Below are 20,121 nucleotides of genomic sequence, written 5' to 3' on the forward strand. Positions count from 1 at the left end.
CAGAGTCAGCGTTCAAAAAAGAGCCAGCCGGTCAGCGCGAACAACGGCACCAGCACCGCGCCGGACCAGCCCAGATACGCAAAAAAGCTCGGCATGCGCACACCGCGCGATTGCGCGATCGCCTTCACCATGAAGTTCGGCGCGTTGCCGATGTAGGTGTTCGCGCCCATGAACACGGCGCCGGCCGAAATCGCCGCGAGCGTGGTCGCGCCGGCGGTCATCAAGGTCTGCGCATCGCCGCCGGCCAGGTTGAAGAACACGAGGTAGGTCGGCGCGTTGTCGAGAAACGAAGATAGCAGGCCGGTCGCCCAGAAGTACATGATGTCGCGAGGCTCGCCTGACGGATCATTGACCAGATGGACGATGCCCGCGAACGCGCCGGCTTCTCCCGCGCGCAGGATCATGATGACCGGCACGATCGTCACGAAGATGCCGGCGAACAGTTTGGCGACTTCCTCGATCGGCGCCCACTTGAAGTCGTTGCCCGCGCGGGCCGCGCGCGGTGTCCACGCGAGCGATAGCAGCGTGACCACGATCAGCGCGGCGTCGCGCACGATGTTTTGAAACGCCACGTGCGTGCCGAGCACGTCGAATGTGATTTGCGGGCGCCACAGTCCGCTCATCAACACGAGCGCGATCACCGCGGCGAGCAGCACGAAATTGATCTTGCCGTCGATGCCGAGCGGCGCGCCGTCGGGCGTCGGATCGAGGAAAGCCGAACGCACTTCCTCGCGCTGGTGAAAGTAGTACGAGTCGAGTGCATAGAAAACGGCAAGTAGCATGCCGCTCACGAACAGCATCGGGGGCGCGAGATGCGTAGTGGTCCAGAAAAAGCTCACGCCTTCGAGAAAACCGAGGAACAACGGCGGGTCGCCGAGCGGCGACAGCGAGCCACCGACGTTCGCGACGAGGAAGATGAAGAACACGACCACGTGGGTCACGTGGCGGCGATTGTCGTTTGCGCGCAGCAACGGGCGGATCAGCAGCATCGCCGCGCCGGTCGTACCCATCACGCTCGCGAGCGAGGTGCCGAGCGCGAGAATCGCGGTGTTCAGCCGCGGTGTGCCATGCAGGTTGCCGCGCACGCAGATCCCGCCCGCGACGGTATAGAGCGCGCTCAGCAGGATGATGAACGGGATGTACTCGTCGAGCATGGCATGCGCGAGTGCGCCGAGCGCCGCGCTCGCGCCGAAGCTCACGGCAAACGGCACGATGAACGCGAGCGCCCACGCCGCGGCGATCTTGCCGAAGTGGTGATGCCAGAGGGCTGGCGCGATCAGCGGAACGATCGCGATCGACAGCAGCACACCCGCGAAGGGCAAGCCCCACAACGCCGACAAGCGCGCGCCGTCGAGGAGCGTCTCAGCCTGCACGGACGGCGAGCACAGCGCAAGCATCGACGCAACGGCGAGCCACCGGCCCGCGCGGCCCGCCTGCGAATTCATGCCGATACAGGCCGCGCGACGGCTTGCAACCGCACGCACGACAGATAACGCGTGTGTCGCGTATGCGCTGGCACGCCGCCGCGCGACGCGTTCAAGCATCCTGCACGACGATCGCATGCACCCGGTAGGGGCCGTGCGCGCCCAGCACGATGGTCTGCTCGATGTCGCCGGTGCGCGATGGTCCCGACACGAAATTGACCGCGCGCGGCAGTTCGCCGCGTTCCTTGCGGATCAGGTCGAACGCCTCTTCATGACTCGCGACGATCCGCGAGCCCGGCACGATCGCGATGTGCGTCTCCGGCAGCAGCCCGGCCGACGCATACGTCTCGGGACCGGACAGCAACACGAGCGTGCCGGTCTCCGCGGTCGCGCAGAAACAGCCGGTGAGACCGACCACGTCATTGTCTTGCGGTTTGCGAAATTCGACGGCGAGGCCGGCTGCGGCCCACGGCAGATCGCGCAGCGTTTGCCACGCGATGGCCTGCAACGGCAAACCGTGTTGCGTCAGATAGCGATGCGCGGCGGCGGGTACATCGGCGAAGGTTTGAACGGTGTCGACAGTACTCGCCATTTTCTGCGCTTCCTCGATGAAGCGCGCGCGCAGATCGGTGGGCATGTCCGGACGCGGGCCGACCGGATGACGCGCGAGATAGTCCGCCGCGGCTTCGCGCTCGGCGGCGCTCGGTTCGGGCTCGCGCCCTTGCGCGGCGCGGATGCGCGCCAGGATGTTGCGGCGGGCAATCGATGTGTCCATGGGCGAAATCCTCGTGTCGACGGCCGTGCGATATGGCGAGGATTATACCGGCCGCGCTCCGCGCAAACACCCTGGCCGAACGGCATATTACCGCCAGTCGATAGCGCGGCGACACTGTTCGCCGTGCCCCCGAACGCGAGCAGATCATGATCAGGCGATGAACCGAAAAGCAGTCCGCAAAGCGCGCTACCTGGCCGCCTCTTCTTCCGGCTGCGCGATGCCGAACACCTGGCGCAGATACGCGAGATACGCCTTGTCCTCGCACATGTTCTTGCCCGGCGAGTCCGACAATTTCGCGACCGGCTGACCGTTGCAACGAACCATCTTGATCACGATCTGCAGCGGGTTGTAGCCGAGGTCGTTGGTCAGATTGGTGCCCACGCCGAACGCGAGCTTGCAGCGGCCGCGGAAGCGCTCGTATAGCTGCAGCACCTTCGGGATGTCGAGCGCGTCGGAGAACACGAGGACCTTGGTGCGCGGGTCGCAACGATTCGCCTCGTAGTGTTTGAGCAGGCGCTCGCCCCAGTCGAATGGGTCGCCGGAATCGTGGCGAGCACCGTCGAACAGTTTGCAGAAGTACATGTCGAAGTCGCGCAGGAACGCCTGCATGCCGTACACGTCGGAGAGCGCGATCCCGAGGTCGCCGCGATATTCCTTCGCCCACATCTCGAAGCCGAAGATCTGCGAGTCGCGCAGCCGCGGACCGAGCGCCTGGCAAGCCTGCAGGTACTCGTGCGCCATCGTGCCGAGCGGTGTCAGGCTGTGCTTCATCGCGTAGAAGACGTTGCTCGTGCCGGCGAACTGCTCGCCGAGACCGTCCTTCAGCGTGAGGATCACTTCCTCGTGCCACTGCTTCGAGAAGCGGCGGCGCGTGCCGTAATCGGCGATCTTGCAGTCGGCGAACTCCGGACGAGCGCCGAGCAGTTGAATTTTGTCGAGCAGACGGCCACGGCCTACGTGATAGTCGGGCGTTTGCTGGGTGTTGCGGAAATAGACTTCGTTGACGATCGCGAGCACCGGAATTTCGAAGAGGATCGTATGCAGCCACGGCCCCTTGATGTCGATGTCGATTTCGCCATTGCCCTTCGGCGACGGCGTGATCGAAATGTACTTCTCGTTCAGATGGAACAACGCGAGGAACTCGATGAAGTCGCCCTTGATGAAGCGCATGCGGCGCAGGTAGTCGAGTTCGTCGTCGGTGAAACGCAGTTCGCAGAGCTTGCGCACTTCGTCGCGAATCTCGTCGATGTACGGCACCAGATCGACGTTCGGCGTGCGGCAGCGGAAGCGGTACTCCACGTTGGCGGCGGGGAAGTGATGCAACACCACCTGCATCATCGTGAACTTGTACAGATCGGTATCGAGCAGCGAAGTAATAATCATGATGGTACGAACTGGACCGCTGAAAAAACGAAAAGGGCTCACTGCACCCTTGCAACGGACGCGCTGAGCCGAGCGGCGCGCCAACCTGATGCATGTTACCCGAATGCGTCCGCATCCAGCGTGCCACCGGGCCTTCGCCGCCATTCCGCGGCCGCTCGCGGCACCCCATAAACTAATCACAAAAACATATAAGACGCACGGCCCGATGCTTTATGCGCCTGTTGACGTTACGTTACAATAGTTCTTTTGGCGTCCGCGCCCTCCCCGATTCCGCATGCAGGAGCTGCCTGAATGACTCACGTTGTGACCGAAAGCTGCATCAAGTGCCGCTATACCGACTGCGTCGATGTGTGCCCGGTGGACTGCTTTCGCGAAGGTCCCAACTTCCTCGCGATCGATCCCGATGAATGCATCGACTGCGCCGTGTGCGTGGCCGAGTGCCCGGTGAACGCCATCTATGCCGAAGAAGACGTGCCGGGCGACCAGCAGGACTTCATCGCGCTGAACGCCGACCTGGCGAAAGCGTGGCCGAGCATCACGAAGACCAAGGCACCGCTGCCGGAAGCCGAGGAATTCAAGGATGTGAAGGAAAAGCTCGCGCTGCTCGCGCGCTGAGCGCGAGCCGCCTGTCACCTGCCTTGGCCGTTCAGACTCAGTATCAGGATGAACGCCGAGGTATTGACAGACGTTTCAGCTGCCTCTACAATTTCGCTTCTCTGCTGTTGTTGTTCTGTTCCTCGATAGCTCAGTCGGTAGAGCGCCGGACTGTTAATCCGTAGGTCCCTGGTTCGAGCCCAGGTCGAGGAGCCAAGAATTGCAAAAGCCCGTTAATCAAGACGGGTTTTTTTATGTAGATCAAGTTGTACTGCTGTTCCTCGATAGCTCAGTCGGTAGAGCGCCGGACTGTTAATCCGTAGGTCCCTGGTTCGAGCCCAGGTCGAGGAGCCAAAAAATTTGAAAGGCCCGCATCCATGCGGGCCTTTTTGTTTTTGTGCCACGATTGGACAGCCTCACGCGCGCCGCGCGCCGTTATACGATGGCGACTTCACGGCGCACGTTTCGCCTCGCTCTGGCGCTGGCCCACTCCAGACACTCAACCGGCACGCTCATGAAATCCACCTCGCTACGCATCGCGCTCGCGGCCGCCGGCGCCCTGCTGCTTTCTTCGGCGCGCGGCGAAGAAATCGCCAGCGTCAATACGAATTTTCACGTTACCGGCTCCGACCGCGTGGTCGTGGAGGCCTATGACGATCCCATCGTGCAAGGCGTCACCTGCTACGTGTCGCGGGCGCGGACGGGCGGCGTCAAAGGCACGCTCGGCATCGCCGAAGATCCGACCGAGGCGTCGATCGCGTGCCGCCAGGTCGGGGAGTTGCATTTCACCGGCCCCGTCAAGCAGAAGGACGACGTGTTCTCGGTCAGCATGTCGCTGATCTTCAAGTCGCTGCACGTGGTGCGCGTGGTCGACACGAAGCGCAACGCCCTGGTCTATCTGACCTACAGCGACCGCGTCGTCAGCGGCAGCGCGAAAAACAGCGTGAGCGCCGTGCCGATGCCCACTGGCACGACGATTCCGGTCAAGTAAGGGCAAGTCAGGACAAGTACCGGCAATTGACGGCACCAAGGGCACGCGGCGCGGCGCTGCGCACCCGCCGCCGTACCCGACAACGACGCGTTAAACTGACCGGTCCAGCCAGACTTTCGTCATGACCGCCACCCCTCGTTTCCGCGATTCCGCCCGCTACTGGCGCACGCCGCTACTGCCCGGCGCGGATCTGCTCACCGCCGAATATCACGATCACGAGTTCGCGCCGCACTGGCACGACGCCTACACGATCCCGGTGATCGTCGCGGGTGCGGAATGCTATCGGTATAGCGGCGAGCACCATGTCGCCGAAGCGGGCAGCGTGCCGGTCATCAACCCGGGCGAGTTGCATACGGGGTCGAAGGCGGTCGAGGCGGGCTGGCGGTATCGCGTGATGTATGCGCCGGTCGGGTTCCTCTGCGCGCTGGCCGACGAAGTCGCCGGCAAGCCGCAGGCCTTACCGTGGTTCGCGCCCGGCGTGATCCGCGATTCCGATCTCGCGACGCGGCTCGCGCACGCCCACCGTCTGCTCGAAGCCGGCGACGACGCGCTCGCCGCCGAAACCGCGATGCTGGACGCGCTGTCCACGTTGCTGGTCCGCTATGCGCGGACGCGCCCCGCCGCCGCTCGCGTCGCCACCGACGACACTCGCGTCGCACTGATGCAGGAGCGTCTGACCGGCGACCTCGTCGAGCCGGTGACGCTCGCCGAGGTCGCGAAGGCAGCGGGTCTGTCGCCGTTCCACGCGGCGCGGCTATTCACCCAATCGACCGGCCTGCCGCCCCACGCGTGGCGCAATCAGGTGCGCCTGCAGCGCGCGCTCGCGCCGTTGCGCGCCGGCGTCCCGGTGACCGACGTCGCCGCCGCGAGCGGCTTCACCGATCAGAGCCATTTCACGCGGCATTTCCGGCGCATGTTCGGCGTGCCGCCGGGCCAATGGCAAGGAACGCAGCGCGGTTCGTAACGCGATGCGGCACCGCCGGCGCCTGCACCCGCGCGCCGTGAGCGTGCCGCCGCAATCCGTCAGCCCGTCATCAGCCATCCCCCCGCTACGCCGTAGCACCCCATCGGCAACCCGCCGCAAGAACGTACAAGTCCGAACGCCGGTCAGCCGCTATGCTTCCGACATCAAGGAGGCTTAGATTGACCGATTCCACCCAAGGCCAGCCCACCCGGGGCGGCCATCTCAAAGAATTCGCCGCCGGCGCGCGCGACATCATCCCGATGATGGTCGGCGCCGCGCCGTTCGGCGTCATTTTCGGCACGCTCGTGACCTCCAGCCCGCTGCATCTGTGGCACGGCCAGTTGATGTCGCTCGTCGTTTTCGCGGGCTCCGCGCAGTTCATCGCGCTCGGGCTGATCGCCGGGCATGCGAGCTTCGCCGTGATCTGGGCGACCACGCTCGTCGTCAATCTGCGTCACGTGCTGTATAGCGCGACGCTCGCACCGCACGTCGCGCATCTGCCGAAGCGCTGGCGTTGGGCGCTCGGCGCGCTGCTCACCGACGAAGTCTTCGCGGTCGCGTGGGAGCATTACCGGCATCGCGAGCCGGGCACGGTCGGCCCGTACTACTTCTTCGGCGCCGGCGTCGCGATGTATCTGAACTGGCAGCTATGGACCGTCGCCGGCCTGCTGTTCGGCTCGGCCTTCCCTGGCCTGCAGTCGCTCGGTCTCGACTTTGCGATGGTGGCGACGTTCATTGCGATCGTCGTGCCGCAGCTGGTCGCGCTGCGCTATATCGCGGCGGCCGTCACCGCCGGCACGCTGGCGTTTTTCTGGCAGGCGTGGCCGTACAAGCTCGGCCTGCTCGGCGCAGTGTTCGCGGGAGTCGCGGTCGGCGTGCTGCTGTCGATGTCGCGCCTGAACCTGCGTGGCGCGCGCCGTCCCGTGGAGGCCACGCGATGAACTACGTCGTTCTGATCGTCGGCATGGCCGCGATTACGTGGTTGATCCGCGCGGCCGTGTTCGTGCTCGGCGACCGGCTCGTGTTCCCGCCGCTTCTGCGCACCGCGCTTAGCTTCGTGCCGGTCACCGTGCTGACCGCGATCATCGTCCCGATGGCCGTGTCACCGCACGGCAACAACGCCGAGCTGAGCTGGCGCAATCCGCAGCTGGTCGGCGCGCTCGCCGCGATCGTCGTTAGCGCGCTGACGCGCCGGCCGCTGCTGACGATCGCAGTCGGTCTAGGCGTGTTCTTCGTCTGGCAGTGCGTGGTGCTGAAGTAAGCGCGCCCTGTCTCTACGCTCATCGACTCATCAGCGGTCCGTCGACACCTCGCCGCGTCGCGGGCCGCGCACTCCCCGTTCAAGCGACTCCCAAGCGGGCCATTGCCCGAAGCTTCCCTCCAAAGCGTCCGCGCGTCGCCGGGCCGCCCTCAAGTTTCCCGCCACCCCGCCGATATGCAGTCGAGGTCCGCTCATCGGGAGTCGTCCCGCTGGTTACGCGGCAACAGGCTGGAATCAAGCGCGTCGGCAACCGGCGTCGCATCGCCTCGGTCCGCGCGCGGCCGGGCGATCTTGCGACGGCGCGCCGCGCGCGGCCGCATTAAACGGGATAACACATGGGTCAAATCACCCTGAAGCTCAAGGACGAGACCGTCGCGTCGCTGCGCAAGGACTTCGAGGCCTTTTTACGGGTCTCGCTGAAGCTCGATCCGCAGTTCGCGACGCCGTCGTTCGAGGATTTCTTACGCGCCAAGCTGCTCGACAACATGGTGCCGCTCACCGAGCACGCGGTACAGCGGATGCTGCAAGGCGGCCAGTACGCGTGGGCCAAACGCACGCTCGACAAGGAATTCCCGGACGTCGTGTCGATCCTGATGCGGCAGGCGGGCGAGTTCGGCTTCGGTTTCGCGGCGCGCTCGGAATGGACGCCCGAGGAGCTCACCAAGCAATGCCGCGACTGGGCCGCCGCAATCGTCAAGGAGGCGGAAGGCGACGCGACGCTGGTCGACCCCCTCGCCTCGCAGATCAAGAGCACCGTGCAGGACATTCAGGCACTCGAGGAAGTGATGCAGACGCCGGCATGGCGGCTCGTCGAATCGCTGCGCCAGCGCGTCTACGAGGCGAAGGTCGCGTGCGAGACGAGCGTGGGCAGCACCGCGCGCGAGAAGCTCGGCGAACTGCGTGGGCTGTTGCGGCTAGGTATTTCGCACGGCACGTTCCAGAAGCAGGAAGCGCAGCAGATCATGGAGTATCTGCGGCTCTTGAAGCCGGAGATTTTCGTCGAGGAGCCGTACGACGTGTTCTCGCGGCTCGCGGCATGGCTGCGCAATTTCTTCGTGCCGCCGCCTCCGGTCGCGCAGCAACAGCAGCGGCAGTCGCGCTGAGCTTCCACTGACCCGCGCGGCGCGCGTCCCTTCGTCGGATAAACGCGCCCCCTGCCCGCGCGTCGATCCCAACGCGCGGTGCTAACCGCTCAATCCCACATCTTCCTGAGCTTCGCCGCGATCTCGATCTTCGCCTGCGCGGCCGCGGCGAGCCCCGCCGCGCTCGGCGCGCTCGCCACCGCAATGCGCGGCCATGCATAGGCGTCGAACAGCGGCAGCATCGGCGTGGCGATGAAGCGCGTGCGCGACGCCCACACATGGCGGTCGCCCAGATGCGTCTGGTTGTGCACGTAAAAGCGCTGCGGCACGACGATGTGCAGGTCTTCCTTCGCGCGCGTCATCGCCACGTAAAGCAGGCGCCGCTCCTCGTCGATTTCCTCGTCGCTGCCGGTGCCGAGATCGGACGGAATGCAGCCGTCGACGCCGTTCAGCACGAACACGTTGCGCCACTCCTGACCCTTCGCCGAATGGATCGTCGACAGGATCAGGTAGTCCTCGTCGATCAGCGGCACGCCGGATTCGTCGCTAGTCGCGTCGGGCGGATCGAGCGTCAATTCGGTCAGGAAGCGTTCACGCGACGGATACGTACCCGCGATGCTTTCCATCTGCAGCAGGTCCGCGTGACGGATCGCGGCGTCCTCGTGATTGCGCTCCAGATGCGGCTCGTACCAGCGCCGCACCATCTCGAACTCGGCGGGCCACGGCGTTTGCCGGCCGTACACGCCCGACATCAGCTTGACGAACGGATGCCAGTCTTCCTGCGTGCGCGCGGGCGGGGCAAACGCGGCCAGCACACCGCCCGCGGTCGCGACCGGATCGCCGCCGTCCGCGCGCGCGACGATGTCGTCGAGCACCTTCGCCGCGGTGGCCGGGCCGACGCCCGGCAGCAGCTGCACGACGCGAAAGCCGGCGACGCGATCGCGCGGATTCTCGGCCCAGCGCAGCACGGCGAGCACGTCCTTCACATGCACCGAGTCGAGAAATTTGAGCCCGCCGAACTTGACGAATGGAATGTTGCGGCGCGTGAGCTCGATCTCGAGCGCGGCGCTGTGATGCGCGGCGCGAAACAATACCGCCTGCGACTTCAGCTTCACGCCCTGCTCGCGCGCCTCGAGCACCTGCTCGACGACGTAGCGAGCTTGCGCGGCATCGTCGGCGACCGTGACGAGGCGCGGGCGCTGCGCCGACGCCTTGTCGGTCCACAGATTCTTGGTGTAGCGCTCGCTCGCGAGTTCGATCACCGCGTTCGACGCGGCGAGAATCGGCTCGGTCGAGCGATAGTTGCGCTCGAGCGTGACCTGCCTGGCGGGCGGCTCGAACTGCGTGGGAAAGTCGAGGATATTGCGCACCGTCGCGCCGCGAAACGAATAGATCGACTGCGCGTCGTCGCCGACCACGGTCAGGCCACGGCCGTCCGGCTTCATTGCCAGCAGGATCGACGCCTGCAGGCGGTTGGTGTCCTGGTATTCGTCGACCAGAACATGATCGAAACGCGCCGACAGATCGGCCGCGATGCTCGGCTCGGCGGCCATGTGCGACCAGTAGAGCAGCAGATCGTCGTAGTCGAGCACGCTCTGCTTCTGTTTGGCGTCGACGTATGCGGCGAACAGCCGGCGCAGATCGTCCTCCCACTCGCGACACCACGGAAACGCGCGGTCCAATACCTGGCCGAGCGATGAGCCGGTGTTGACGACCCGCGAGTAGATCGCGAAGCAGGTGCCCTTCGCCGGAAAGCGCCGCTCCTTCGCGGACAGTCCAAGCTCGTGGCGCACGAGGTTCATCAGGTCGGCGGAGTCTTCGCGGTCGTTGATCGTGAACGCGGGCGCGAGGCCGATCAGATCCGCGTATTCGCGCAACAGCCGCGCGCCGACACTATGGAAGGTACCCGCCCACGTGAGCCCTTGCGCGAGCGCGGCGCGTGGGCCGACGGTAGCGGCCGCGGCGCCCGCGATGCGGGTCACGCGGCGGATCATTTCGAGCGCCGCGCGGCGCGAGAAGGTCAACAGCAGGATGCGCTGCGGATCGGCACCCTTCACCACCAGATTGGCGACGCGGTGCGCGAGCGTGTTGGTCTTGCCGGAGCCGGCGCCCGCGATCACGAGCAGCGCGCCGGGCAGCGCGTCCGGCGTGTCGGTCCCGTATTCGACGGCTTCGCGTTGGGCGTCGTTGAGCTTCGCTAGCCAGGCGGCGGTATCGAACGACGGAGCGGATTCGGCGATGGTGGACACTGATCGGTTTCGCGGGTTGGATGGATCTTCAGAATGCGACGCACACTGTATATCCATACAACCTCATGCGACAAGCGCCCCTTTTTTCGGGCGCCTATCCGCCGGTCTACGCCCCGCACTACTGTTTCTTCGCGTCCTTCAGGTTGGCAGCAGCGCTGGCCTTGTCGGCGTCGGCCTGCGCGTCGGCTTTGGTCTTGTCCGCTTTCGCCTGGGCGAGCGCGGCTTTCTTGTCGGCCTCGGTCAAGCGACAGATGCCCGCGGCGCGCGCGCCTCGCAGACCCACGCGCCGCGGCATCCGGCAGGGCTTAGTGCTTGACGTCCGCGCCGTCGCCCTGCGCGGCAGCCTGCCCTTCCATGTTCATCTTCATTTCGTTATTGGCGGTCTGTTTGTCCGCCTTCTGGTTCAGCTTCGCGCCGCGCACCTGCTCCTTGTACTGGTCCTTCGCGGCCTTCTGCTCCGCCTTCAATTCCGCTTTCGAGGACTTCCTGGCCGCGCGATACTCGGCGTTGGCCTTCGCGTCGGCGTCGCGCTTCTGCACGAGCGGGTCGGTGGAGCCCGAAGCCGTCAAACGGGCCGGCGGCGGCGCCTCGACGCCTTGCGCGGCGGGTGCGCCCGGGACTTGCTGCATGCCTTGCGTCGAAGGCGGCACCTGCATGCGCTGGGCGCCAGCCGCGGACGGCGGCGCCATGCCGGCGGCGCCCTGGCTCTGGATCTGCGCCTGAGCGCCGATGCCTGCTGCCGGCTGCGCGGTCTGCGCAACGGCGGCCGTCGCGGCAAAAGCAGTGAGGGCGGTACCGATCAGGAGCGAACGAATCTGGGTCATGGCTATCCTCTCTGGAGTTGTTGTGACACGGGCGGACTCTCTGGCGTCGTGATGACGGAACGTCGCGCGCGCCTCGTCCGGTCTGTGCGTCGCTGGTTGGACGGCCGGGGAGCGATCCCGGAAGCCAGCGGGCTTTGCTGCTGAACTGCACTCTAGGAGTGAAATCCGTCCGGTGCGACCAGCGTTACGGAACGTTTCACTTTCCGACAACCGAATAACATCTACTTTCATTTGCTTGCGCGAAGGGCTCGCTGGATGGCCGCGCCGCCGCTCCGGGTGCGCTTGCTTTATGATGCGAACCCCAACGCGACCCCGTGCCAAAAGGTGCAAACGCCATGCCCAACCTCAATTTCACGCTGACCGGCGAATACGTCGAACTCCACAATCTGCTGAAGATCACGGGCCTCGCGGATAGTGGCGGCTCCGCGAAAATGATGGTTGCCGACGGCGCCGTGATGGTCGATGGCCGGGTCGAGACGCGTAAGACCTGCAAGATCCGCGCGGGCCAGGTCGTGCTGCTCGGCGATACGCGGATCGCGATCCACGAAGGCTGACGGCAGTCCGGAAAATCGCAGGACGGCACGCACCAGAATTGTGCGTCGTCCATCGACAGCGGCCGGGGGAGGCAATAAGCTGTCGGTTTCGACAGGTAAACGACGGACCGCGCGACGGACCGCGCCACGGGCGAGGAGTCGGCTGACCGGCTCGGCGCCGCGTCGCGGTTTTTTCCCGCCCGCTGCCCGGCCGCTCCAACGCCCGTCGGAGCGCGCGGCGAGATGCAATGCGGCGCCGTTCGCGCCCGCCTTTCGCTGACGCCACCGCTGTTGCCACCGCTGCCACTTTTCGCCGTCAGGCATTCGATGACTCAACCCAGCTTCGCCCGCGCGGCCAGCCGGCCGCCGACCCTATCCCGCCACGCGGCCGACACCGCGCGGCTCGCCGCGCCGCTCGCGATCGCGCAACTGTCGCAAATGGCGATGAGCGTCACCGACACGATCCTGCTCGGCTCGCTCGGCCCCGATGCGCTCGCCGCCGGCGGCCTCGGCGCGAACCTCTTTTTCGTCGTCGTTACGCTGCTGCAAGGCGTGCTGACCTCGGTCAGCGTCAGCGTCGCGCACGCGCGCGGCGCGCAGGACGACGGCCGCGTGCCGCATATTTACTGGACCGGTTTCGTGCTGTCGGTGCTGCTGTCGGTGCCGGCGTTCATCCTGCTGTCGTTCGCATCGAGGATCCTGCTCGCGGTCGGCGAGCCGGGCCTGCTCGCGCACAACGTCGGCCGATACGCGGCGGTGTTGCGCTGGGGCGCACCCGCGAGCTTGATCGGCGTCGGCCTGATGCGCTCGTTTCTGCCGGCGATCGGCGCGGCACGGCGCCTTTTGTGGGTGTCGATCGCGAGCGTCGGCGTGAACGGCTTCCTGAACTACGGGCTCATCCACGGCGCGTACGGGCTGCCGCGGCTGGGTTTTCTCGGCTCGGCGGCCGCGACCACGATCACCGTGTGGCTGACCGCGCTCGTGCTGATGGCGCTGCTGCATCTGCGGCCGCGCTTCCGCCATTTCGTCGTCGCGACGCGGCCGAAGCTGCCGTTGATGGGCGAATTGTTCGGCATCGGCTGGCCGGTCGCGATCACCTACGGCGTCGAGTCGACGCTGTTCCTCGCCACTGGCCTGATGGTCGGCCTGCTCGGCGAATCGCAACTGGCCGCGCATCAAATCGCGCTGAACGTCGCGTCGGTCGCGTTCATGGTCCCGCTGTCGATCGGCCAGGCGGCCAACGTGCGGGTCGGCTACTGGGCCGGCGCCGGTCAGCCGCTCGCCGCGCGCCACGCGGGCTTCGTCGCGCTCGCACTCGGCGTCGGCTTCATGTCGATGTCGGGCCTCGTGCTGATCACCGCGCCGCACTGGATCGTCGGCCTGTATCTGCATCTGGACGACCCGGCCAACGCGCCGACCATCGCGCTCGCCAGTTCGCTGCTCGGCGTGGCGGCGATTTTCCAGATCGTCGACGGGATGCAGGCGGTGGGCTCCGGTTGTCTGCGCGGCCTGAAGGACACGCGCGTGCCGATGATCGCCGCCGCGTTCGGCTACTGGGTGATCGGTTTTCCGACCGGCTATGTGCTCGCGTTTCACGCCGGTCTCGGCGCGCGCGGCTTGTGGTGGGGGCTCGCCGCAGGTCTCGCGAGCGTCGCGCTGCTGATGACGCTGCGTTTTCACAGACTGAGCCGGCGGCAGACGCCGACGGCCGCATCGGCCACGCCGCCCGCGCGCTCGGTTTGAGCGAAGTAGCGGCAAACCCCACTCCTGAAGCACTCCCTGCAAAAGGTAAAATGGCCGCCGCGGCACGCGAGCGCTTACCCGCGCTCACGCGCCACGACCGCACGACGGCGCGCCTCACGAAGGCAGGCGCCGGACTGGCGCCGCTCGCGCACTCACCATTGCCCGCTTCGCGTGCGGCTTCAATTGGCCGCCCGTTTTTGCCGCGCTTTCGCCACGGCGCTTGGCCGAAGCCGCCTCACCCGCTTTGGCGCGGCAAACGCCGCAACGCCAGCCGACACCCGGCCGCGCCGCAGCCCCGCTTTCCCGCGATACAACATAACCAAGGACCACCCGCCATGCTTGCCCGCGTCACCCGCCTGTTCCCGCTCTGGGCCGTGCTCGTCTCGGTCGCCGCGTACTTCTCGCCGGCCTCGTTTTCCGGCGTTGCGCCGCACGTCACCACGCTCCTCACGATCATCATGCTGGCGATGGGCGTCACGCTGTCGGCCGGCGATTTCCTGCGCGTGTTTTCGCGGCCCGCGCCGGTGATCGCCGGCATCGTGCTGCACTACCTCGTGATGCCGCTCGCCGCGTGGGTCATCGCCCGGGCGCTGCGCATGCCGCCCGAGCTGACCGCCGGCATGGTGCTGGTCGGCAGCGTCGCCAGCGGCACCGCGTCGAACGTGATGATTTATCTCGCGCGCGGCGACGTCGCGCTGTCGGTGACGATCAGCGCGCTGTCGACGCTCGTCGGCGTGTTCGCGACCCCGCTGCTCACGCGCCTTTACGTCGACGCGTCGATCGTCGTCGACGTGCACGGCATGCTGATGAGCATCCTGCAGATAGTCGCGCTGCCGATCGTCGTCGGTCTCGTCGTCAATCATCTGTTCGGCAAGCTCGTGCGCAAGATCGAACCGATCCTGCCGCTCGTGTCGATGGTCGCGATCGTGCTGATCATCGGCGCGGTGGTGGGCGGCACGCAGAAGAGCATCGCGTCGGTGGGCCTCGTCGTGATGGTCGGCGTCATCCTGCACAACGGCATCGGCCTGCTCGGCGGCTACTGGGGCGGCCGTCTGCTCGGTTTCGACGAAGCCGTCTGCCGTACGCTCGCGATCGAAGTGGGCATGCAGAACTCCGGTCTCGCCGCGACGCTCGGCAAGCTCTACTTCACGCCGCTCGCCGCGCTGCCGGGTGCGCTGTTCTCGGTCTGGCACAACCTGTCGGGCTCGCTGCTCGCGGGAGTGTGGGCGGGTCGCCCGGCGAAAGGCTCAACCCATCCCGATGGCGAGCGCGCGCTGCACGCCGAGCGCGTCTGAGTCTGATAGAGCGTCCGCGCGCCGCGGTTCGCATCAGGTGATGGATCACCGAACCGCGGCGCCCTCCCGACCGACGCGCGGCACTCTGCTGCGTTTGCAGACGAACGACGAACACGCGCCCCAATTCCCTTAGAATGGTTTTCTCGACAGCCTGCGCAGGCCTTCGCTGTCGCCACGCGAAAAGCTTGCAAAACAAGGGGAAAACAGCGTGCAGGGCCAATTCGAACAACATCGGCGGGCCACGCGCCGCCACTCGATAGTCAGCACGACGAGGCAATTTTTCCTGCTCTGTTGCGCGGCGGCATTTGTGACCGCCTGCGCGACGAGGCCGCCCGCCACCGCATTCGACCGCCAGCTCACGCACGCACTCCCCGCCACTGCGGATACGCCGCTGCGCGAAGCGCTCGCGCCGTTCGAGGCGAAGCATCCGGAGCAGTCGGGCTTTCGCGTGCTGGCGAACGGCACCGACGCGCTGCAGATGCGCATCGCGCTCGCGCGCGCGGCGACCAAAACCCTCGACATGCAGTACTACATTGCCAACGAGGACACCACCGGCAAGCTGCTGCTCGGCGCCGCGCTGTATGCGGCCGATCACGGCGTGCGCGTGCGCATGCTGGTCGACGATCTGAACTTCAAGGACATCGACCGCATCATGGCGGGGCTGAACTCGCACGACAACATCGAGATTCGCGTCTTCAATCCGTTCGGCAGCGCCCAGCAAGGCATGTTCGAGCGCACCACGAACGTATTCACGCAGATCGGCCACTTCACGCGCCGCATGCACAACAAGGCGATGATCGCGGACAACCAGCTCGCGATCGTCGGCGGGCGCAATCTTGGCGACGAGTACTTCAGCGCCAGCGAAACGCTGCAGTTCCGCGACATGGACGTGCTCGCGGCGGGCCCGATCGTCGCCGACGTCTCAGCAAGTTTCGACGACTACTGGAACAGCGACCTCGCCTATCCGCTGCGTGCGCTGAACAGGCAGAAATTCGACCAGAAAGAACTCGACCAGACGCGCGACGACCTGCGCCACCACTGGCGCACCCATGCCGATCCGTACAACGCGAAACCGCTGAACGCGACGCCGCTCGCCGCGCAGATTACGAGCGAGCAGCTCGGCCTCACGTGGGCGGGTGCGGAATTCTGGGCGGACCTGCCGGAGAAGATCGCGCATCCGTCGCCGGACTACGTCAGCCCGCCGCTCGCGCGGCTGCGCGAACTGATGCGCGACGCGCAGCACGACTTCCTGATCGTGTCGCCCTACTTCGTGCCGCACGCGTCGGGCGTGCAGGCGGCCGGCGAGCTCGCGCGCCGCGGCATCCGCATCGCAGTGCTGACCAACTCGCTCGCGGCTACCGACGCGGTCGCCGTGCAGGCCGGCTACAGCCCGTTCCGGGTGGCGCTGCTAAAGGCAGGCGTCGAACTGTACGAATTCAGGTCATACCAGGACACGCCGAACGTGGGGCTGGTCGGCTCGCGTTCGCGCGCGAGTTTGCATGCGAAGACTTATGTGATCGACCACCAGATTCTCGTCATCGGCTCGATGAACCTCGACCCGCGCTCGGCCAATCTGAACACCGAGCTCGCACTCGTGATCCACAGCCCCGAACTCGCGAATCAGGTCGCCGGCATCTTCGAGCGTGCCATCCAGCCCGATCACAGCTACCACGTGACGCTCGCCGACGCGGCCCAGCTCGCCTATCTGCGCTCGATCGGCGCGCCCCTGTCGCCGCTCGTCTGGACCGACGTCGAGAACGGCCAGACACGCACCTACATTTTCGATCCGCAGGCCGGTTTTTACCGGAATGCGCTAACGGGTCTATTCTCGTTATTGCCTGTCAACTCGGAACTTTGAGAAGCGGAGTCAACCATGACTGAAGACGTACGGATGGAGCGCGACACGTTCGGCGAAATCGCGGTGCCGAACGCCCGCCTGTGGGGCGCGCAGACGCAGCGCTCGCTGCAGAACTTCAAGATTTCGACGGAAAAACAGTCGCCCGAGCTGATCACCGCGCTCGCGGTGATCAAGCGCGCGGCCGCCGAGGTCAACCTCGGCCTCGGTGTGCTCGACGAGCAGAAGGCCCGCGCGATCATGCAGGCGGCCGACGAGATCATCGACGGCAAGCATCCGGACGAATTTCCGCTGGCGGTCTGGCAGACCGGCTCGGGCACGCAGACCAACATGAACCTGAACGAGGTGATCGCGAACCGCGCGAGCGAGCTGCTCGGCGGCGAGCGCGGCGAAGCGCGCAAGGTGCATCCGAACGATGACGTGAATCGCGGGCAGTCGTCGAACGACGTGTTTCCGACCGCGATGCACGTGGCTGCCGCGGATGCCATCGTCAAGCATCTGCTGCCCGCGCTGAAGACGTTGCGCGACACGCTCGACGGCAAGGCGAAAGCGTTCACCGACGTCGTCAAGATCGGCCGCACGCACCTGCAGGACGCGACGCCGCTCACGCTCGGCCAGGAATTCTCGGGCTATGTCGCGCAGCTCGAGCACGGCATCCGGCACGTCGAGTCGGCGTTGCCGCATCTGTACGAGCTTGCGCAGGGCGGCACCGCGGTCGGCACGGGACTGAACGCGCACCCGAAGTTCGCCGACGGCGTCGCCGCCGCGATCGGCAAGCTGACCGGTCTGCCGTTCGTGTCGGCGCCGAACAAGTTCGAGGTGATGGCAGCCGCCGACGCGCTGGTATTCGCGCACGGCGCGCTCAAAACGGTGGCCGCGAGCCTGAACAAGATCGCCAACGACATCCGCTGGCTCGCGAGCGGCCCGCGCTGCGGTCTCGGCGAGCTGTCGATCCCCGAAAACGAGCCGGGCAGCTCGATCATGCCGGGCAAGGTCAATCCGACCCAGTCCGAAGCATTGACGATGCTGTGCGCGCAGGTGTTCGGCAACGACGTCGCCGTGAACATCGGCGGCGCGAGCGGCAACTTCGAGCTCAACGTGTTCCGTCCGATGATCGCGCACAACGTGCTGCAGTCGGTGCGCCTGCTCGCCGACGGCGCGCACAGCTTCAACGACAACTGCGCGGCCGGCATCGAGCCGAATCACGAGCGCATCGATACCTTGCTCAACGAATCGCTGATGCTGGTGACGGCGCTCAATCCGCACATCGGCTACGACAAGGCCGCGCAGATCGCGAAGAAGGCGCACAAGGAAGGCACGACGCTGAAGGCGTCGGCGCTGGCGCTCGGCTATGTCACCGAGCAGCAGTTCGACGAGTGGGTGCGACCGAAGGATATGGTCGGACGCACCGCATGATGATGCGCTGCTTAGATCTTTCCCTGCGCGACTTCTTCCGGCTTCAGCTCGACGATCGCGTCGAGCGCTTCCTTCACGTCCATCGCGTACCTGGCGAGGCGTTTCTGTTCCTCGGTCTCTGGCAGGAAGGCGGGCACCGGCACCGGATGGCCGTTCTCGTTGACGGCGACCATGACGACGAGACAGTCGGTGGTCTGCAGCAGTTCGCCGCCTTTCGGGTCGCCCGCGTGCACCGACACGTGGATGTGCATGCTGGTGCGGCCCGTCGTGACGACGCGCGCGCGCAGCTCGACCAGATTGCCGACGAGGATCGGCCGACGGAAACGGATATTGCCGACGCTGACCGTCACGCAATAGCGCCCAGACCATACCGCCGCGCATGCGTAGGCGGTTTCGTCGATCCACTTCATCAGCGCGCCGCCATGCACCTTGCCGCCGAAGTTGACCGAGGTCGGCTCGGCGAGAAAGCGGAAGGTGGTTTCCGAACGGTCCAGCGGTGCGGTGGGAACAGTGCTCATCTTGACTCCGGTCAATCGGATGCATTGAAAGGAGGCGATTATACGAGCGCAATATTGCGCGCGGCGCGGCGTCGATTGGGGACGCGGCGCGAAGCGCGCCGATGGGCCGACGGTGGGCCTAGTTGTGGACGCTGATCCCTGTGTCGACGGTGCCGTACATGTTGATGCTGCCGCTGCCGGCCGACCCCGAGCCGGCTCCGCCCCCCGCGCAGGCGCTGGACAGCAGAACCGCCGCGGCGACGGCGAGAAGAGTTTTCATCACATCGATTTCCTGCAAGGACAGGCTTCGATTCTAGCCTGGTGGCTCGCGACGACGCGCAAACGCGGACCGAGCCGGACACGTCCGTCGCATTGATTGTTCACGCGAAGCTGAAACATCGAATACCCGATGCGCGTAGAGTAGGAATCGTGGCGGCGGGCTTTGCGATTGGACCGCGCTGACCTGTGCCGCCCATTCAGGAGACGCGCCATGACCGCCCCCCTCTTAGACGACCAGAACCACTTCCCTGGCCTGAGCCGCATCGGCGCGCTACTCGCCGATCCCGGCCGCGCCGCGATGCTGTGGGCGCTAATGGACGGCAGCGCCCGCCCAGCCGGCGAACTGACGATGATCGCGGGGCTGTCGCCATCGGCGGCAAGCGCCCATCTCGGACGGCTCACCGACGGCGGGCTGCTCGCGCTCGAAGTGCGCGGCCGACATCGCTATTTCCGTATCGCGTCGGCGGACATCGCCGCATCGATCGAAGCACTCGCCAACGTCGCGCAGGTCAGCGCGCCACAGCGCTGCGTGCCGCGTCCGGCACGCACCGTGCCACTGGAAATGCGCTATGCGCGCACCTGTTACGACCACATGGCAGGCGAGCTGTCGGTGCGCATGTTCGAGCGCATGCTCGAGCGCGGACTGCTGACGCAAGACGGCGCATCGCTCGAAGCGACCGCGCAGGGCGTCGCCCGCTTCGCCGACTGGGGCATCGACATGGCCGCGCAGAAGACCCGACGGCGGCGCTTCGCTTGCACTTGCCTCGACTGGAGCATGCGCCGGCCGCATCTGGGCGGCGCGCTCGGCGCGGCGTTGCTCGATGCGTGGTCGGCGCAGGGCTGGGTCGAGCGGACCGAGCGGCCGCGCGTGCTGCGCGTCACGCCGGCCGGCCATCAACAATTCGATGCGTTTCTGGCCGGATAGACCGTTCACCTGCCGGCGGCCCGACGCCGCG

20 protein-coding genes and 2 tRNA genes are annotated in these 20,121 nt (G+C 66.1%); 14 read left to right on the forward strand and 8 right to left on the reverse strand.

The window, feature by feature from the left end; all coding sequences use genetic code 11:
• Positions 1 to 5 precede the first annotated feature (5 nt).
• The 3 genes from OKW29_RS30230 to pncB all read right to left on the reverse strand — a co-directional run bounded on the left by OKW29_RS30230 (position 6) and on the right by pncB (position 3,582).
• Positions 6 to 1,397 carry a sodium:proton antiporter gene (locus tag OKW29_RS30230; RefSeq protein ID WP_429294969.1) on the reverse strand — a complete coding sequence of 464 codons (1,392 nt, stop codon included), beginning with the start codon at positions 1,395 to 1,397 and terminating at the stop codon, positions 6 to 8.
• 139 nt (positions 1,398 to 1,536) lie between these two features.
• Positions 1,537 to 2,199 carry a LutC/YkgG family protein gene (locus OKW29_RS30235; protein ID WP_429293642.1) on the reverse strand — a complete coding sequence of 221 codons (663 nt, stop codon included), beginning with the start codon at positions 2,197 to 2,199 and terminating at the stop codon, positions 1,537 to 1,539.
• Between the two features lie 186 nt (positions 2,200 to 2,385).
• On the reverse strand, positions 2,386 to 3,582 hold the full coding sequence (gene pncB / locus OKW29_RS30240; RefSeq protein WP_184027904.1) for a nicotinate phosphoribosyltransferase: 1,197 nt from the start codon (positions 3,580 to 3,582) through the stop codon (positions 2,386 to 2,388).
• 291 nt (positions 3,583 to 3,873) lie between these two features.
• Here pncB and fdxA point away from each other — a divergent pair, with 291 nt between their 5' ends.
• The 8 genes from fdxA to OKW29_RS30280 all read left to right on the forward strand — a co-directional run bounded on the left by fdxA (position 3,874) and on the right by OKW29_RS30280 (position 8,495).
• On the forward strand, positions 3,874 to 4,197 hold the full coding sequence (gene fdxA / locus OKW29_RS30245) for a ferredoxin FdxA (RefSeq protein ID WP_090801209.1): 324 nt from the start codon (positions 3,874 to 3,876) through the stop codon (positions 4,195 to 4,197).
• Positions 4,198 to 4,316: 119 nt separating this feature from the next.
• Positions 4,317 to 4,392: transfer RNA gene (locus OKW29_RS30250), tRNA-Asn, on the forward strand.
• Positions 4,393 to 4,454: 62 nt separating this feature from the next.
• Positions 4,455 to 4,530: transfer RNA gene (locus OKW29_RS30255), tRNA-Asn, on the forward strand.
• Positions 4,531 to 4,690: 160 nt separating this feature from the next.
• A complete protein-coding gene (locus tag OKW29_RS30260) occupies positions 4,691 to 5,167 on the forward strand; it encodes a CreA family protein (protein ID WP_429293643.1) in 477 nt (158 codons plus the stop codon).
• Between the two features lie 121 nt (positions 5,168 to 5,288).
• The gene (locus OKW29_RS30265) at positions 5,289 to 6,131 is read left to right on the forward strand and encodes a helix-turn-helix transcriptional regulator (RefSeq protein ID WP_090801211.1); all 843 of its coding nucleotides are present in this window, start codon (positions 5,289 to 5,291) and stop codon (positions 6,129 to 6,131) included.
• Between the two features lie 179 nt (positions 6,132 to 6,310).
• Positions 6,311 to 7,072 (forward strand): AzlC family ABC transporter permease, encoded by a 762-nt coding sequence (locus tag OKW29_RS30270; protein ID WP_429293644.1) that lies wholly within the window; start codon positions 6,311 to 6,313, stop codon positions 7,070 to 7,072.
• On the forward strand, positions 7,069 to 7,392 hold the full coding sequence (locus OKW29_RS30275; RefSeq protein WP_429293645.1) for an AzlD domain-containing protein: 324 nt from the start codon (positions 7,069 to 7,071) through the stop codon (positions 7,390 to 7,392). The genes OKW29_RS30270 and OKW29_RS30275 overlap by 4 nt, the downstream gene beginning before the upstream one ends.
• 335 nt (positions 7,393 to 7,727) lie before the next feature.
• Entirely contained in the window at positions 7,728 to 8,495 is a 768-nt protein-coding gene (locus OKW29_RS30280; RefSeq protein ID WP_090801217.1) for a DUF4088 family protein, read from the forward strand.
• An 89-nt stretch (positions 8,496 to 8,584) separates the two neighbouring features.
• On the opposite strand, the gene OKW29_RS30285 is transcribed toward OKW29_RS30280, so the two are convergent.
• The 3 genes from OKW29_RS30285 to OKW29_RS30295 all read right to left on the reverse strand — a co-directional run bounded on the left by OKW29_RS30285 (position 8,585) and on the right by OKW29_RS30295 (position 11,547).
• Positions 8,585 to 10,780, reverse strand: a complete 2,196-nt coding sequence (locus OKW29_RS30285; RefSeq protein WP_429293646.1) for an ATP-dependent helicase — start codon at positions 10,778 to 10,780, stop codon at positions 8,585 to 8,587.
• A gap of 61 nt (positions 10,781 to 10,841) precedes the next feature.
• Positions 10,842 to 10,967 (reverse strand): hypothetical protein, encoded by a 126-nt coding sequence (locus tag OKW29_RS30290; RefSeq protein WP_429293647.1) that lies wholly within the window; start codon positions 10,965 to 10,967, stop codon positions 10,842 to 10,844.
• 61 nt (positions 10,968 to 11,028) lie between these two features.
• On the reverse strand, positions 11,029 to 11,547 hold the full coding sequence (locus OKW29_RS30295) for a hypothetical protein (RefSeq protein ID WP_184027875.1): 519 nt from the start codon (positions 11,545 to 11,547) through the stop codon (positions 11,029 to 11,031).
• A gap of 335 nt (positions 11,548 to 11,882) precedes the next feature.
• Here OKW29_RS30295 and OKW29_RS30300 point away from each other — a divergent pair, with 335 nt between their 5' ends.
• From OKW29_RS30300 to fumC, 5 genes are all read left to right on the forward strand, one after another.
• Entirely contained in the window at positions 11,883 to 12,101 is a 219-nt protein-coding gene (locus OKW29_RS30300) for an RNA-binding S4 domain-containing protein (RefSeq protein WP_187627958.1), read from the forward strand.
• Between the two features lie 306 nt (positions 12,102 to 12,407).
• Positions 12,408 to 13,823, forward strand: coding sequence for an MATE family efflux transporter (locus tag OKW29_RS30305; RefSeq protein WP_429293648.1), 1,416 nt, complete (start codon positions 12,408 to 12,410; stop codon positions 13,821 to 13,823).
• Positions 13,824 to 14,158: 335 nt separating this feature from the next.
• The gene (gene panS, locus OKW29_RS30310) at positions 14,159 to 15,118 is read left to right on the forward strand and encodes a ketopantoate/pantoate/pantothenate transporter PanS (RefSeq protein ID WP_429293649.1); all 960 of its coding nucleotides are present in this window, start codon (positions 14,159 to 14,161) and stop codon (positions 15,116 to 15,118) included.
• Between the two features lie 256 nt (positions 15,119 to 15,374).
• Positions 15,375 to 16,976 (forward strand): phospholipase D family protein, encoded by a 1,602-nt coding sequence (locus OKW29_RS30315; protein ID WP_429294970.1) that lies wholly within the window; start codon positions 15,375 to 15,377, stop codon positions 16,974 to 16,976.
• 15 nt (positions 16,977 to 16,991) lie between these two features.
• Positions 16,992 to 18,389 carry a class II fumarate hydratase gene (fumC, locus tag OKW29_RS30320; RefSeq protein WP_184073786.1) on the forward strand — a complete coding sequence of 466 codons (1,398 nt, stop codon included), beginning with the start codon at positions 16,992 to 16,994 and terminating at the stop codon, positions 18,387 to 18,389.
• 11 nt (positions 18,390 to 18,400) lie between these two features.
• Here fumC and OKW29_RS30325 read toward each other — a convergent pair whose 3' ends face one another.
• Both OKW29_RS30325 and OKW29_RS30330 read right to left on the reverse strand, forming a co-directional pair.
• Complete coding sequence (locus tag OKW29_RS30325; RefSeq protein ID WP_429293650.1) at positions 18,401 to 18,907, reverse strand: acyl-CoA thioesterase; 507 nt, start codon at positions 18,905 to 18,907, stop codon at positions 18,401 to 18,403.
• 118 nt (positions 18,908 to 19,025) lie between these two features.
• Positions 19,026 to 19,166 carry a hypothetical protein gene (locus tag OKW29_RS30330; RefSeq protein ID WP_167368602.1) on the reverse strand — a complete coding sequence of 47 codons (141 nt, stop codon included), beginning with the start codon at positions 19,164 to 19,166 and terminating at the stop codon, positions 19,026 to 19,028.
• A gap of 210 nt (positions 19,167 to 19,376) precedes the next feature.
• Here OKW29_RS30330 and OKW29_RS30335 point away from each other — a divergent pair, with 210 nt between their 5' ends.
• Positions 19,377 to 20,090 carry an ArsR/SmtB family transcription factor gene (locus tag OKW29_RS30335; RefSeq protein WP_184027858.1) on the forward strand — a complete coding sequence of 238 codons (714 nt, stop codon included), beginning with the start codon at positions 19,377 to 19,379 and terminating at the stop codon, positions 20,088 to 20,090.
• Positions 20,091 to 20,121 lie beyond the last annotated feature (31 nt).

It is taken from the genome of Paraburkholderia sp. CI3 (assembly GCF_050436505.1).
Lineage (GTDB): Bacteria > Pseudomonadota > Gammaproteobacteria > Burkholderiales > Burkholderiaceae > Paraburkholderia > Paraburkholderia tuberum.